The sequence below is a fragment of the Roseateles amylovorans genome (genome assembly GCF_025398155.2).
Classification (GTDB): Bacteria; Pseudomonadota; Gammaproteobacteria; order Burkholderiales; family Burkholderiaceae_C; genus Roseateles; species Roseateles amylovorans.
Window position 1 is genome coordinate 4,799,040 of the sequence record NZ_CP104562.2, and the last position, 14,838, is coordinate 4,813,877.

Below are 14,838 nucleotides of genomic sequence, written 5' to 3' on the forward strand. Positions count from 1 at the left end.
GACGCGGCGCGGATCTCGATCTCGATTTCGATCTCGAGCCCCAACCCGGTCACGGACCCTCTCGCTCGCCTGCGGCCAAGCACTGCACTCCAAGCGCGGCGATCGCCTCGCCCCCCACGCCGAGCGCGGCGCCTGCGCGCCTGATCGCTTCCGTCCGGGGCGATGGGCAACACCCCGCCTCAGCGCCGCACGGCCACCCGGGCGGCGGCCAGATCCCAGCGCGCGCAGCCCACACTCTTGAACACCCGGGTGCGCCGATCGTCGATCGGGCGCTGGCCCAGCACCAGATCGTCCAGCGCGTCCTGCGGCTGGAACAGGCCGGCCGCCATCAGGTCGCCGGCCTCGGCCTGCGCGCCGACGGGATCGTCCACCCACACCTGCGCGCTGCGCAGCAGTTCGGGCGGCAGCTCCACCATGTCCTCGCGGAAGGCGCCCACGCCGATGACGACGGCGCCCTCCCCCACCCCGGGCCGCAGCACCGGCACCCGGCTGGTGGTGGCGCACACGATCACATCCCATTCATGCCGAGTCTGGGCCTCCGGCACGAGGGCCTCGACGCCCAACTCCGCCACGAAGGCCGGCACCTCCTGATGACCCTGCACATGGATGCTGGCCTGCGGATGCAAGGCCTGCATCGCCTGCACATGGGCCCGCGCCTGCACGCCGCCACCAACCACCAGCACACGCCGGGGCGCCGCACGCTGGAGATGCTGAAGGGCCAGCAGGCTGACCGCCGCAGTACGGCGGGCCGTGAGCGTGGGGCCGTCCAGCACGGCCAGGCGCTGGCCGGTGCGGCTGTCCATGGCCACGACTTCCCCCGCAATCGTCGGCAGGCCGAGTGCGGCATTGAGCGGATGCACGCTGACCAGCTTGGTGATCGACAGGCTGTCGCTCAGGCAGGGCATCACCAGCAGGACGCCGTCCTGGGCCAGGGGCAAGACCTGGCGCGGGGGGCAGGTCAGGCGCCCCTCGCGGTGCTCGCGGCAGACCTGCGCAATCTCCTCCATCAACAAGGACCAGGGCAAGGCTCGCGCGGTGGCGGCCCCATCCAGGACTTGCAGGGGCGGCGGCAGACGGGAAACTGGGGTCATGACATCGATCATCGGGCACGAAGGCGCACATCGCGCGCGCGGCGGACGGTGCCACGTTCGGCGCTTCGCATCTGTTCGCTGGCGCACAGAAACGCAAAAGAAGAAAAGCCCGGCACTTCGCAGAGCCGGGCTTCGGGTCGGTTCACGCGACGGCCTTATTTCCGCGGAGGCGGCACGTCGGTGCAGGAGCCATGGGCCACTTCCGCCGCCAGGCCGATGCTTTCGCCCAGCGTGGGATGGGGATGGATGGTCTTGCCGATGTCGACCGCATCCGCGCCCATCTCGATGGCCAGCGCGATCTCACCGATCATGTCGCCGGCATGGGTGCCCACGATGCCGCCGCCGATGATGCGATGGGTCTCCTCATCGAACAGCAGCTTGGTGAAGCCCTCGTCGCGGCCGTTGGCGATGGCGCGACCGGAGGCGCTCCAGGGCAGCAGGCCCTTCTTCACCTTGATGCCGCGGGCCTTGGCCTCGTCTTCGGTCACGCCGACCCAGGCCACTTCCGGATCGGTGTAGGCCACGCTCGGGATCACCCGGGCATCGAAGCGCGACTTGGCCAGCGCCTCGTCACCCAGCAATTCGCCGGCGATGACTTCCGCCGCCACATGGCCTTCGTGCACCGCCTTGTGCGCCAGCATCGGCTGGCCGACCAGGTCGCCGATGGCAAACACGTTGGGCACGTTGGTGCGCATCTGCACGTCCACCGGAATGAAGCCGCGGTCGGTCACGACCACGCCGGCTTTGTCCGCGCCGATCTTCTTGCCGTTGGGGCTGCGTCCGACGGCCTGCAGCACCAGGTCGTAGACCTGCGGCTCCTTCGGTGCGCCTTCGCCTTCAAAGGTCACCTTGATGCCTTCGGGCGTCGCCTCGGCCGACACGGTCTTCGTGTTCAGCATGATGTTGTCAAAGCGCGGCGCGTTCATCTTCTGCCAGACCTTGACCAGGTCGCGATCGGCGCCGGTCATCAGCGTGGGCAGCATTTCGACCACGTCCAGGCGCGCGCCCAGCGTCGAGTAGACGGTGCCCATCTCCAGGCCGATGATGCCGCCGCCGACGATCAGCATGCGCTTCGGCCGGCTGGTCAGCTCCAGCGCGCCGGTGGAGTCGATCACCCGCGGGTCGTCGGGCATGAAGGGCAGCCGCACGGCCTGCGAGCCCGCTGCGAGGATGATCTTCTTGAACTTCAGGGTCTGGGTGGTGCCGGTGCGGACCTGCGCCTCGCCGCTGGTTTCCTCGACGCTCAGATGCTGGGCATCGAGCAGCGTGCCGTAGCCGCGCACCACGGTGACCTTGCGCATCTTGGCCATCATGGCCAGGCCGCCGGTCAGTTTGCCGATCACCTTCTTCTTGTGATTGAGCAGCTTGGGCAGTTCGACCTTGGGTTCGCCGAATTCGACGCCCAGGTCGGCGAAGTGCTTGACCTCGTCCATCACGGCAGCCACATGCAGCAGCGCCTTCGACGGGATGCAACCCACGTTCAGGCACACGCCGCCCAGTGTGGCGTAGCGCTCGACCAGGGCGACCTTCAGGCCCAGGTCCGCCGCGCGGAATGCGGCCGAGTAGCCGCCGGGACCGCCGCCGAGCACGATCACATCGAACTCGCCGTCAGCGCTTCCGGCGTAGGTCGCGGCTTGTGGCGCCGCAACGGTCGGGGCGACCGGAGCAGCAGGCGCAGCCGCCGCGGCGGGCGCCGGTGCGGGGGCTGAAGCGGCTGGCGCAGGCGCGGCAGCGCCTTCGCTTTCCAGCGTCAGCAACACCGTGCCTTCATTGATCTTGTCGCCGAGCTTGACCTTCAGCGCCGTGACCACGCCGGCCTGCGAGGACGGGATCTCCATCGACGCCTTGTCCGACTCCACCGTGATCAGGCTCTGCTCCTGCTTCACGGTGTCGCCGACCTTGACCAGGATCTCGATGATCGCGACATCCTTGAAATCACCGATGTCGGGGACCTTGACTTCAACCAGTGCCATTTGTGTCTCTCACTGTCTGTTTCTTAGCGCGCCGGGCGGGCGCCGCGCTGCCCGAGGGCAGCCGGGCGCGGGCCTGGGCAGGGGTGACGGCCAGCCGCCACCGGAAGCCGCATCACAACGCGATGCGACGGAAGTCCGCCAGCAGCGAGGCGAAGTACACGTTGAAGCGTGCCGCCGCAGCGCCGTCGATGACGCGGTGGTCCCAGCTCAGCGACAGCGGCAGGATCAGGCGCGGCACGAACTGCTTGCCGTCCCAGACCGGGCGGGTCTGGGACTTGCACACGCCCATGATCGCCACTTCCGGCGCATTGATGATCGGCGTGAAGTAAGTGCCGCCGATGCCGCCCAGGGACGAGATCGAGAAGCAGCCGCCGGTCATGTCGGCCGGGCCGAGCTTGCCGTCGCGGGCCTTCTTGGCCAGCTCGGACATTTCCTGGCTGATCTGGAAGATGCCCTTCTTGTCGCAGTCACGGATGACCGGCACCACGAGCCCGTTCGGCGTGTCGGCGGCAAAGCCGATGTGGAAGTAGTTCTTCAGGACGAGCTGGGCGTTGTCGCCGGTGCCGTCGAGCGAGGCATTGAACTCGGGGAACTTCTTCAGGGCCGCCACGGTGGCCTTGATCATGAAGGCCAGCATCGTCACCTTGATGCCGGACTTCTCGTTCTCCTTGTTCAGTTGAACGCGGAAGGCTTCCAGCTCGGTGATGTCCGCATCGTCGTGGTTGGTGACATGCGGGATGGTGACCCAGTTGCGATGCAGGTTGGCGCCGCTGATCTTCTTGATCCGCGACATGTCCTTGCGCTCGACCGGACCGAACTTTTCGAAGTCGACCTTGGGCCAGGGCAGCAGACCCGGGAAGGCGCCTCCACCGGCGGCCGGTGCGGCGGCCTTCTGGGCCACGGTCTGGGCCTTGCCGGCCATCACGGCCTTCACGAAGTCCTGGACATCGGCTTCGGTGATGCGGCCCTTGGCGCCGGAGCCCTTGACCTCTTGCAGCGGCACGCCCAGCTCGCGGGCGACCTTGCGGATGCTCGGCGAGGCATGCGGGAGCTTGCCTTGCGGCGCGGTCGGCTCATGCGGCGGCAGCGCGGCGGTCGGCACCTGGCGCTCGGCCGAGGCCGGCGCGCTCGCCTGGGCGGGCGCCGGGGCGGCAGCGGCCTGGGCCGGTGCGGCCGCAACGGGTGCCGATGCCGGTGCGGCAGCCGGTGCGGCCACCACGGCGCCAGTGGCTTCCACCACGGCGATCTTGGTGCCCTTGGCCACCTTGTCGCCGAGCTTGACCAGCAGTTCCTTGACCACGCCGCCGTGCGAGGACGGGATCTCCATCGAGGCCTTGTCGGATTCGACGGTGATCAGGCTTTGTTCGGGCTTGATGGTGTCGCCGACCTTGACCAGCACCTCGATCACGGCGACTTCGTCGAAGTCACCGATGTCGGGAATGACGATGTCCACCGGACCGGCCGATGCGGCGGGCGCCGGGGCTGCCGGGGCAGCAGCGGGGGCGGCAGACGATGCAGCAGGCGCCGGCGCTGCAGCTGCGGCCGCCGGTGCAGCCGCGGCAGGTGCCGGTGCAGGCGCTGCGGCATCGGCCGATTCGATGACGACCAGCAGCGAGCCTTCGCTGATCTTGTCGCCGATCTTGACCTTCACTTCCTTGACCACGCCGGCGTGCGACGACGGGATCTCCATCGACGCCTTGTCGCTCTCGACGGTGACCAGGCTCTGTTCCTGCTTGACCGTGTCGCCGGGCTTGACCAGCAGCTCGATCACCGCCACTTCCGCGAAGTCTCCGATGTCCGGAACCTTGACTTCAACCAATGCCATGTTGGATGTCTCCAATGAATTTCAGTGTCGCCCCCTCCCCCTGCCGGCCTGGTCTGCACCAGACGGAGCCCGGGACGCCGGCAGTGCCGGTCCTCCGGGCTCGGCCCCTTCAAGGGGCCGGCGGGAGCGGGTCGCGCGGGGTCAAGCGTACAGAGGGTTGATCTTGTCGACGTTGATGCCGTACTTCTTGATCGCCTCGGCCACCTTGGCGGCCGGGATCTTGCCCTCGTCGGCCAGACTCTTCAGCGCGGCGATGACGATGTAGTGACGGTTGATCTCGAAGTGCTCGCGCAGCTTGGACCGGAAGTCGCTGCGTCCGAAGCCGTCGGTGCCCAGCACCTTGTACTGGCGGCCGACCGGGATGTAGGCCCGGATCTGCTCGGCATAGCTCTTCATGTAGTCGGTCGACGCGATCACCGGACCCTGCACCTTGCTCAGTTGCTGGGTGACGTAGGGCACGCATGCCAGCTCGGTCGGATGCAGCAGGTTCCAGCGGTCGGCGTTCTGGCCGTCGCGGGCCAGTTCGTTGAAGCTCGGGCAGGACCAGACATTGGCGCCCACGCCCCACTCGGACTCCAGCAGCTTCTTGGCGGCCTGGCTTTCGCGCAGGATGGTGCCCGAGCCCAGCAGGTTGACCGTCAGCGCTTGCGGTGCGGCTTCTTCCAGCAGGTACATGCCCTTGAGGATCTGCTCCTCGGTGCCGGCCTTCAGGCCCGGCATCGGGTAGTTCTCGTTGAGCAGGGTGATGTAGAAGTAGACGTTCTCCTGGTTCTCCACCATGCGCTTGAGGCCGGAGTGCAGGATCACCGCCACTTCATGGGCGAAGGTCGGGTCGTAGCTGATGCAGTTCGGGATGGTGCCGGCCAGGATGTGGCTGTGGCCGTCCTCATGCTGCAGACCTTCGCCGTTCAGCGTGGTCCGGCCGGAGGTGCCGCCCAGCAGGAAGCCGCGCGCCTGCATGTCGCCCGCCGCCCAGGCCAGGTCACCGATGCGCTGGAAGCCGAACATCGAGTAGTAGACATAGAACGGGATCATGGTGCGGTTGTTCGTCGAATACGACGTCGCCGCAGCGATCCAGCTGGCCATGCCGCCGGCTTCGTTGATGCCTTCCTGCAGGATCTGACCGGCCTTGTCCTCGCGGTAGTACATCACCTGGTCCTTGTCGACCGGGGTGTAAAGCTGACCCTTCGGGTTGTAGATGCCGATCTGGCGGAACAGGCCTTCCATGCCGAAGGTGCGGGCCTCATCGACCAGGATGGGCACGGTGCGCGGGCCCAGTTCCTTGTCACGCAGCAGCGTGGTCAGGAAGCGGACATAGGCCTGGGTGGTGGAGATCTCACGGCCTTCGGCAGTGGGGTCCAGCACGGCCTGGAAGGTGGCCAGGTCCGGCACCTTCAGCGATTCCTCGGCCTGCGGACGGCGCTTGGGCAGATAGCCGCCCAGCGACTTGCGACGCTCATGCAGGTACTGCATCTCGGGCGTGTCGTCGGCGGGCTTGTAGAACGGGATCTTGGCCAGTTCGCTGTCGGGAATGGGGATGTTGAAGCGGTCGCGGAAGGCCTTGATGTCCTCGTCCTGCAGCTTCTTGGTCTGGTGAGCGGTGTTCTTGCCCTCACCGATCTTGCCCATGCCGTAGCCCTTGACGGTCTTGATCAGCAGGACCGTCGGCTGGCCTTCGGTGTTGACCGCCTGGTGATAGGCCGCGTAGACCTTCTGCGGATCGTGGCCGCCGCGGTTCAGGCGCCAGATGTCCTCGTCGGACATGTTCTCCACCATCTTCAGCAGCTCCGGGTGCTTGCCGAAGAAGTGCTTGCGGACGAAAGCGCCGTCATTGGCCTTGTAGGCCTGGTAGTCGCCGTCCAGCGTCTCCATCATGACCTTGCGCAGCAGCTCCTGCTTGTCGCGGGCCAGCAGCGGATCCCAGTAGGAACCCCAGATCAGCTTGATGACGTTCCAGCCGGCGCCACGGAACTCGCCTTCGAGCTCCTGGATGATCTTGCCGTTGCCGCGCACCGGACCGTCCAGGCGCTGCAGGTTGCAGTTGACGACGAAGATCAGGTTGTCGAGCTTCTCGCGCGCGGCCAGGCCGATGGCGCCCAGCGATTCCGGCTCGTCCATTTCGCCGTCGCCCAGGAACACCCAGACCTTGCGCTTGGAGGTGTCGGCAATGCCGCGGGCATGCAGGTACTTGAGGAAGCGGGCCTGGTAGATGGCCATCAACGGGCCCAAGCCCATGGACACCGTCGGGAACTGCCAGAACTCGGGCATCAGCTTCGGATGCGGGTAGCTCGACAGGCCTTGGCCGTCGACTTCCTGGCGGAAGTTGTTCAGTTGCTCTTCGGTGATGCGGCCTTCCAGGAAGGCGCGGGCATAGATGCCGGGGGCGCTGTGGCCCTGGATGTAGAGCAGGTCGCCGCCGTGCACGCCGTCGTCGCCGTGCCAGAAGTGGTTGAAGCCGCAGCCCAGCATCGTCGCCAGCGAGGCGAAGCTGGAGATGTGGCCGCCCAGGTCGCCGCCGTCTTCGGGATGCAGGCGGTTGGCCCGCACCACCATCGCCATCGCGTTCCAGCGCATGAAGGCGCGCAGGCGCTCTTCGATCTCGATGTTGCCGGGGAAGCGCTCTTCCTTGTCGGCGGGAATGGTGTTGACGTAGGCCGTGGTGGCCGAGAACGGCACGTCGATGCCGGCCTGGCGCGCGTGATCGATCAGCGTCTCGAGCAGGAAGTGGGCGCGGTCGCCGCCCTCTTCACCGATGACGGCGGACAGCGCGTCCAGCCATTCCCTGGTCTCGAGAGCGTCGGTGTCATTGGCGGCTGCGCCTAGGAAGGACTGGGGCTGCGCGGACATGTTTGTCTCCTGTTCCTGTTTCTCTGTCGCCGATGCGAAAGGGTCTAGCTTAGGCACGAGGCCTGGTTCTGGCCTCTGCCGAAAAGGTCATGGCCCTGCACCCGGAAGGTGCTTGCACGCTCAGGCGCGCAGGGCTTCCCACCGGGCCTTGAGGCCCACGGCGCGGGAGTTTCTCACAAGCCTCGCATTTTCCAAATAGCGCGACGACGTTTCACATTGTGAGAGTTCAATGCTGCACCGCACCATCGCCGGGAGCCTGCGCGCAGACTGGATGGACGCTGTACACCGATCAGGGAATGCCCGGGTGCCCACGCTCGGAGAGGGGCGACATCGACCGGGATAATCCGCCGCATGCTGTCTCGCCTCGCTGTCCAAGGCTACCTTCGCCGCACCCTGACCCCTGTCAAACGTCTGGTCTCGTCCTGGTGGCGGCGCCAGTCGCCGTCGCGCCAGGATCGCTTCGCCACGCTCGGGCCGCTGCTGTCGGTGCTGCTGTTTCTGGCGGCGATCGTGTCCGCCTTCTGGTACCTGAGGAACGAGGAAATCGAGCGCGAGGCGGAAGCCGTCAAGCGCGATACCGAGATGGCGCAGCAGCAGATCCGCTCCCGCCTGATCGACAACGAAGACCTGCTCAGCCCGCTGACCCGGGACGTGGTCAATCGCGCGTCAGACGCGCTGGACTTCAGCCAGAAGGCCATGGCCATCGCCCGCAGCCGGCCGGAGATCACCCACATCACCTGGCTGAGCGCCCGACGCGAGCGCCGCGCCAGTGTGGCGGCCAACGGCGATCAGGCCGAGACGCTGATGACCTTGGCGGGCAACGACCCGTCCATGCCCAACGGCCGCGCCAACAGCGAGCCCGAGCGCGCCTTCCAGGCGGTGCGGGACCGCCGCACCCGGGTCTATTCCGCGCCCTTCGCCGACGCCAACAACACCACCGTCTTCCAGCTGATGTTGCCGGTGACAGACCGCAACGGCTTCGCCGGCGTGCTGATCGCCGAATACACGGTCGAAGGCCTGCTGCGCTATTCGGTGCCCGCCGAGGTGACCGCGCGGCATGCGGTCGCCATCCTCGATCCGCGTGAACAGGTCGTCGCCAGCACCGTCACCCCGATGCCAGGCAAGCGCCTCACGCGCGCGCCCATCTATTACGAGGTGCCGATGGCACCCGCACCGGGGCTGGTGCTGCGCGGCCAGGGTTATCGGACCTCCATCGGGCTGATCTCCAACACGCTGTTCTGGATGGTGATGGCCTTGTCGGTGCTCACCGTGTGGATGCTGCTGGGCACCTGGAAACACATGCGGCGCCGGGCACAGGTCCAGAACGCACTGGCGGCGGAGACCAACTTCCGTCGGGCGATGGAGAACTCCATGCTGACCGGCATGCGGGCCATGGACCTGGAAACCCGCATCAGCTATGTGAACCCGGCCTTCTGCGCGATGACCGGCTTTTCGGAGTCCGAGCTGATCGGCCGCAAGCCCCCCTTCCCCTACTGGCCGCCCGACCGCTACGAAGAGAACCTGCGGCTGCTGCAGCAGGAGATGCAGGGCCGCAGCCCGGCCGGCGGCTCCGAAGTGAAGGTGATGCGCAAGGACGGCAGCATCTTCGACGCCCGCATGTATGTCTCGCCGCTGATCGACCCGAAGGGCAAGCAGAACGGCTGGATGACCTCGATGACCAACATCACCGAGGCCAAGCGGGTGCGTGACCAGCTCTCCGCCTCGCATGAGCGCTTCACCACGGTGCTGGAGGGCCTGGATGCGGCGGTGTCGGTGCTGTCGGTGCAACAGGGCGAACTGCTCTTCGCCAACCGCAGCTATCGGCTGTGGTTCGGCGCCGATCCGAAGGGCCATGCGATGCTGGCAGGCTCGCAACTGACCGGCACCACGCCCAAGGAGGAGCCGGAGACCGACGAGGACATCGACGAGTTCGGCAGCCTGCCCGCGCAGCACCTGACCGAGATCGGCGCGGATTCGCGCGAAGTGTTCATCGCGCAGCTGGACATGTGGTTCGATGTGCGCGCCCGCTACCTGCAGTGGACCGACGGCCGACTCGCCCAGATGCTGATCGCCACCGACATCACCGCCCGCCGGCATGCGGAGGCGCAGCAACAGCAGCAGACCGAAAAGGCGCAGGTCACGAGTCGACTCATCACCATGGGCGAGATGGCCTCCAGCGTCGCCCATGAACTGAACCAGCCGCTGACCGCCATCAGCAACTACTGCAACGGCATGGTCTCGCGGGTCCGCAATGACAACATCGTCAAGGACGACCTGATCTCCGCGCTCGAGAAGACCGCCAAGCAGGCGCAGCGGGCGGGGCAGATCATCCACCGCATCCGCGCCTTCGTGAAGAAGAGCGAACCGCAGCGCCAGCCCGCCTTTGCCGCCTCGATCGTGGAGGACTCGGTCGAGCTGGCCGGCATCGAGCTGCGCCGGCGCAACGTGCAGATCCACACGTATGTGGCGCAGCGCCTGCCGGTGATGCGGGTCGACCCCATCCTGATCGAGCAGGTGCTGCTCAACCTGCTGAAGAATGCCGCCGAGGCGATCGACAACGCGGCGCTGCCGCCGTCGCGTCGCCACATCGAGCTGCGCGTCGTGCCCAAGCACACGGCGGAGCTCGGCGCGAACATCGAGTTCTCGGTCACCGACATGGGCCCCGGGCTGCCCGAGGAAGTGATCGAGCGCATGTACGAGGCCTTCTTCTCGACGAAGGCCGATGGATTGGGCATCGGCCTAGGGTTATGCCGGTCCATCATCGAGTCCCACCAGGGCAGGATACGGGCCGAGAACCTCTACAATGGCGCGTCCATCGTCGGGTGCCGGTTCGCGTTCACGATCCCCGTGGACATCCCGCGACCCGAGCCTCAGCTCCCCGGCCTAGACAAGGACAGGGATGCCGGCACGGGGACTGCACACAACACCGCAGCAACACCATGAGCTTGATTCCGAAGAAGGGTAATGTCTACGTCGTCGATGATGACGAGGCAGTGCGAGATTCCTTGCAGTGGCTGCTGGAGGGCAAGGACTACCGGGTCAAGTGCTACGACTCCGCCGAAAGCTTCCTGAGCCGCTACGACCCACGTGAAGTGGCCTGCCTGATTGCCGACATCCGCATGGAAGGCATGAGCGGACTGGATCTGCAAGACAAGTTGATCGAGCGCAAGAGCCCGCTCCCCATCGTTTTCATCACCGGTCACGGCGACGTGCCCATGGCGGTGCAGACGATGAAAAAAGGCGCGGTCGACTTCATCGAGAAGCCGTTCAAGGAAGAGGAACTGCTCAGTCTGGTCGAGCGCATGCTGGACCAGGCCCGCGGCGCCTTCGCCACCCAGCAGGAAGCCGCCAGCCGCGATGCGCTGCTGTCGCGCCTGACCACCCGTGAGGCGCAGGTGCTGGAGCGCATCGTCGCCGGCCGCCTGAACAAGCAGATTGCCGACGACCTGGGCATCAGCATCAAAACGGTGGAGGCCCACCGCGCCAACATCATGGAAAAGCTCAATGCCAACACCGTGGCCGATCTGCTGAAGATTGCGCTCGGTGCGAACACGCCCGCCAAGGCTGGCTGACCGACCCACGCACTCCACGAGGCCGCTGCAAAGCGGCCTCTTTGCATTCTGGCCTGCCGCGCGAGGCCGACGGGTCGCGCCACCAGGGCCCGACCCTCACCGCATCGCCCCGGGCCCAGCGCCCGAACCGATTTCCTCACTGCCCCCTGTTTCCGGAGTACCGCCCATGACCGCCCAACTCATCGATGGCAACGCCCTGTCCAAGCAACTGCGTGCCGAAGTCGCCACCCGTGCGGCCGCGCTCACCGCGCAAGGCGTGAAGCCGGGCCTGGCGGTGGTGCTGGTCGGCGACAACCAGGCCAGCCAGGTCTATGTGCGCAACAAGGTCAAGGCCTGTGAGGACGCCGGCATGCATTCGGTGCTGGAGAAGTACGACGGCGCCCTGACCGAGGCCGAGCTGTTGGCCCGGGTGGACGCGCTGAACAACGACCCGTCCATCCACGGCATCCTGGTCCAGTTGCCGCTGCCCCAGCACATCGATGCGCACAAGGTCATCGAAGCCATCGCCCCGGAGAAGGATGTGGACGGCTTCCATGTCGCCAGCGCCGGCGCCCTGATGGTCGGTCAGGACGGCTTCAAGCCCTGCACACCCTACGGCTGCATGAAGATGCTGGAATTCATCGGCGTCGATCCCAAGGGCAAGCATGCGGTGGTGATCGGTCGCAGCAACATCGTCGGCAAGCCGATGGCCATGCTGCTGCTGCAGGCCCATGCCACGGTGACGGTGTGCCACAGCGCCACGCCGGACCTGGCGCACTTCACCCGCCAGGCCGACATCGTCGTGGCCGCGGTCGGCAAGCGCAATGTGCTGACGCGGGACATGGTCAAACCGGGCGCGGTGGTGATTGACGTCGGCATGAACCGCAACGACGACGGCAAGTTGTGCGGCGATGTGGACTTCGACGGCGTTCGCGAGGTGGCGGGCTGGATCACGCCGGTGCCGGGCGGCGTCGGGCCGATGACCATCACGATGCTGCTGGTCAACACCATCGAGTCGGCCGAACGGGCCGCCGCCGCGCGGGGCTGATCGTCCAACGCACGGCGGGCTGGATCAGCTGGATCGGATAGATCGGATGGACCGACAGCCCGGCTGAGGCTGAGGCTGAGGCTGAGGCTGAGGCTGCGGCGGCTGGCGGCGGGCGGCTGGCGGCTGGCGGCTGAGGCGGGACACGCACGGTAGGGTTCGCTGGGTCAGCCGGGGAGGCTGGCGCCGCCCCGACGACCGCGTCACGTCCTCCCCCTCGTTCTGGCGGTTGAACCGGGTGGGCCCACCCCAAAGTGGGCGTTGTGTTCCGCCCCAGGTCTGCCCACGATAGGCAGCCCCTAAGTGGCGCGATAGAAACCCCAACGTCAAACACGGGTGAAAGGCTGAGACACTCACCCGGCATTGACCGTACCCTGAGGACTGCATGGACCAGAACGCCGCCCCCAACCCGCTGCTTTCGACCGCGCCGCTGCCGGACTTCGCCGCCATCGAGCCGGCGCATATCCAGCCGGCCATCACCGCCTTGCTGGCGCAGGCGCAGGAGGCGCTGGACAAAGTCACCGCCTCGGACGCCCCGGCGGACTACGAGACGCTGTCGCGGGTGCTCAACGTGGCCACCGAGCGACTGGGCACCGCCTGGGGCGCCGTCGGCCATCTCAACGCCGTTGCCAACACCCCGGCGCTGCGTGAGGCCTACAACGCCATGCTGCCGACGGTGACCGAGTTCTATACCGGCCTGGGCGCGAACGAGGCGCTGTATGCCAAGTACAAGGCCATCGCCGCGCAGGAGGGCCTGAGCCCGGAGCGCCGACAGTTGCTCAAGCATGCGATCCGCGATTTCGTGCTGTCTGGCGCCGAGCTGCAAGGCGAGGCCAAGACCCGCTTCGCCAAGATCCAGGAACGCAGCGCCGAGCTCGGTCAAAGCTTCTCCGAGCATGTGATGGACGCCACCGACAGCTGGAGCTATTTCGCCAGCGCGGACGAGCTCAAGGGCGTGCCGGCGGACGTCGTGGCCAATGCCCGCGCCGCCGCGCAGGCCGAGCAGCAGGACGGCCACAAGCTCACCCTGCACTTCCCGGTCTACATGCCGGTCATCCAGTACGCCGAGGACCGCGCCCTGCGCGAGCGCCTCTACCGCGCCTATGTGACCCGTGCCAGCGAGCTCGGCGACAAGCCGGAATGGGACAACTCCGCGCTGATGAGCGAGCTGCTCACCCTGCGCCAGGAAGAAGCGGCGCTGCTGGGCTTCCACAACTTCGCCGAGGCGTCCCTGGTACCAAAGATGGCCACCTCGCCGGCCCAGGTGCTGGACTTCCTGCGCGACCTCGCCCGTCGTGCCCGCCCCTATGCCCAGCGCGACCTGGACGAACTGCGGGACTTCGGCCGGGCCGCCCTGCGGATGGACGACCTGCAGGCCTGGGACCTGCCCTATGTTTCCGAGAAGCTGAAGGAGGCGCGCTATGCCTTCTCCGATCAGGAGGTGCGCCAGTACCTCACGCTGCCGCGGGTGCTGGACGGCCTGTTCCGCATCGTCGACCGGCTCTTCGGTGTGCAGCTAGTGCCGGTGGCGGCCTCGGTCTGGCATGACAGCGTGCAGTTCTGCGAGCTGCGCCGGGACGGCCAACTGATCGGTCAGGTCTATCTGGATCTGTTCGCCCGCAACGGCAAGCGGCCCGGCGCCTGGATGGACGAAGTCCGCAGCCGCTGGGCCCGACCCGACCTGCCCGTCCCCGGCGCGGAACAGATCCCGGTGGCCCACCTGGTCTGCAACTTCCCTCAGGGTGCCGATGGCAAACCGGCCTTGCTGACGCATGACGACGTCATCACCCTCTTCCATGAATGCGGTCACGGCCTGCACCATCTGCTGACCCGTGTGGCCGAGCTGGGCGTGTCGGGCATCTCCGGCGTGGAATGGGATGCGGTCGAGCTGCCCAGTCAGTTCATGGAGAACTTCTGCTGGGAATGGGAAGTCATCCAGCAACTGTCCAGCCATGTGGACACGGGCGCGCCGCTGCCGCGCGACCTGTTCGACAAGATGTTGGCCGCGAAGAACTTCCAGGCCGGTCTCCAGACCCTGCGCCAGATCGAGTTCGCCCTGTTCGACATGCGCCTGCATGCCGAGCCCGGCGCCGAAGCGCGCATCCAGGACCTGCTGGCGGAGGTGCGCGCCGAGGTGTCGGTGAATCCGCCGCCCGCCTTCAACCGCTTCCAGCACAGCTTCTCGCACATCTTTGCCGGCGGCTATGCGGCGGGCTACTACAGCTACAAGTGGGCCGAGGTGCTCTCGGCCGACTGCTGGAGCGCCTTCGAGGAAGAAGGCGTGTTCAATCCATCCACCGGCCGTCGCTATCTGGACGAGATCCTGTCCATGGGCAGCGTCCGGGATGCCATGGACAACTTCAAAGCCTTCCGTGGCCGCGAACCGCAAATCGACGCACTCCTGCGCCATCAGGGCATGGCGTGAGGTCCTGACAGGCTCGAGGGACGGGCGGGGACAAGTCCCTGCGCCGCACCGGCGAGGCAAAGGCGGCCCTTCTGAACGGCC

The 14,838-nt window shown here is 66.8% G+C and carries 8 protein-coding genes; 4 read left to right on the plus strand and 4 right to left on the minus strand.

Annotated features, from left to right (window positions below; translation table 11 throughout):
- Positions 1–179 precede the first annotated feature (179 nt).
- From N4261_RS19935 to aceE, 4 genes are all read right to left on the minus strand, one after another.
- Positions 180–1,091 (minus strand): delta(1)-pyrroline-2-carboxylate reductase family protein, encoded by a 912-nt coding sequence (locus N4261_RS19935; RefSeq protein WP_261757005.1) that lies wholly within the window; start codon positions 1,089–1,091, stop codon positions 180–182.
- A gap of 155 nt (positions 1,092–1,246) precedes the next feature.
- A complete protein-coding gene (gene lpdA / locus N4261_RS19940; RefSeq protein WP_261757006.1) occupies positions 1,247–3,064 on the minus strand; it encodes a dihydrolipoyl dehydrogenase in 1,818 nt (605 codons plus the stop codon).
- A 112-nt stretch (positions 3,065–3,176) separates the two neighbouring features.
- Positions 3,177–4,889: a dihydrolipoyllysine-residue acetyltransferase gene (gene aceF / locus N4261_RS19945; protein ID WP_261757007.1), complete on the minus strand. Its 1,713-nt coding sequence runs from the start codon at positions 4,887–4,889 to the stop codon at positions 3,177–3,179.
- Positions 4,890–5,030: 141 nt separating this feature from the next.
- Entirely contained in the window at positions 5,031–7,736 is a 2,706-nt protein-coding gene (aceE, locus tag N4261_RS19950; protein ID WP_261757008.1) for a pyruvate dehydrogenase (acetyl-transferring), homodimeric type, read from the minus strand.
- 351 nt (positions 7,737–8,087) lie between these two features.
- Here aceE and N4261_RS19955 point away from each other — a divergent pair, with 351 nt between their 5' ends.
- The 4 genes from N4261_RS19955 (at position 8,088) to N4261_RS19970 (ending at position 14,757) form a co-directional block, all read left to right on the plus strand.
- The gene (locus N4261_RS19955; protein ID WP_261757009.1) at positions 8,088–10,679 is read left to right on the plus strand and encodes a PAS domain-containing sensor histidine kinase; all 2,592 of its coding nucleotides are present in this window, start codon (positions 8,088–8,090) and stop codon (positions 10,677–10,679) included.
- Entirely contained in the window at positions 10,676–11,308 is a 633-nt protein-coding gene (locus N4261_RS19960) for a response regulator transcription factor (protein WP_261757010.1), read from the plus strand. Before N4261_RS19955 ends, N4261_RS19960 begins: the two co-directional genes overlap by 4 nt.
- Before the next feature lie 166 nt (positions 11,309–11,474).
- Entirely contained in the window at positions 11,475–12,335 is an 861-nt protein-coding gene (gene folD, locus N4261_RS19965) for a bifunctional methylenetetrahydrofolate dehydrogenase/methenyltetrahydrofolate cyclohydrolase FolD (RefSeq protein WP_261757011.1), read from the plus strand.
- Positions 12,336–12,717: 382 nt separating this feature from the next.
- A complete protein-coding gene (locus N4261_RS19970; RefSeq protein WP_261757012.1) occupies positions 12,718–14,757 on the plus strand; it encodes a M3 family metallopeptidase in 2,040 nt (679 codons plus the stop codon).
- The last annotated feature ends 81 nt before the right edge of the window (positions 14,758–14,838 follow it).

Excerpts from the sequence above, each read along its gene's own strand:
- aceF (WP_261757007.1), bottom strand. The coding sequence starts at position 4,889 with ATGGCATTGGTTGAAGTCAAGGTTCCGGACATCGGAGACTTCGCGGAA.
- N4261_RS19960 (WP_261757010.1), top strand. The coding sequence starts at position 10,676 with ATGAGCTTGATTCCGAAGAAGGGTAATGTCTACGTCGTCGATGATGAC.
- N4261_RS19935 (WP_261757005.1), bottom strand. The coding sequence starts at position 1,091 with ATGACCCCAGTTTCCCGTCTGCCGCCGCCCCTGCAAGTCCTGGATGGG.
- folD (WP_261757011.1), top strand. The coding sequence starts at position 11,475 with ATGACCGCCCAACTCATCGATGGCAACGCCCTGTCCAAGCAACTGCGT.
- N4261_RS19955 (WP_261757009.1), top strand. The coding sequence starts at position 8,088 with ATGCTGTCTCGCCTCGCTGTCCAAGGCTACCTTCGCCGCACCCTGACC.
- lpdA (WP_261757006.1), bottom strand. The coding sequence starts at position 3,064 with ATGGCACTGGTTGAAGTCAAGGTCCCCGACATCGGTGATTTCAAGGAT.
- aceE (WP_261757008.1), bottom strand. The coding sequence starts at position 7,736 with ATGTCCGCGCAGCCCCAGTCCTTCCTAGGCGCAGCCGCCAATGACACC.
- N4261_RS19970 (WP_261757012.1), top strand. The coding sequence starts at position 12,718 with ATGGACCAGAACGCCGCCCCCAACCCGCTGCTTTCGACCGCGCCGCTG.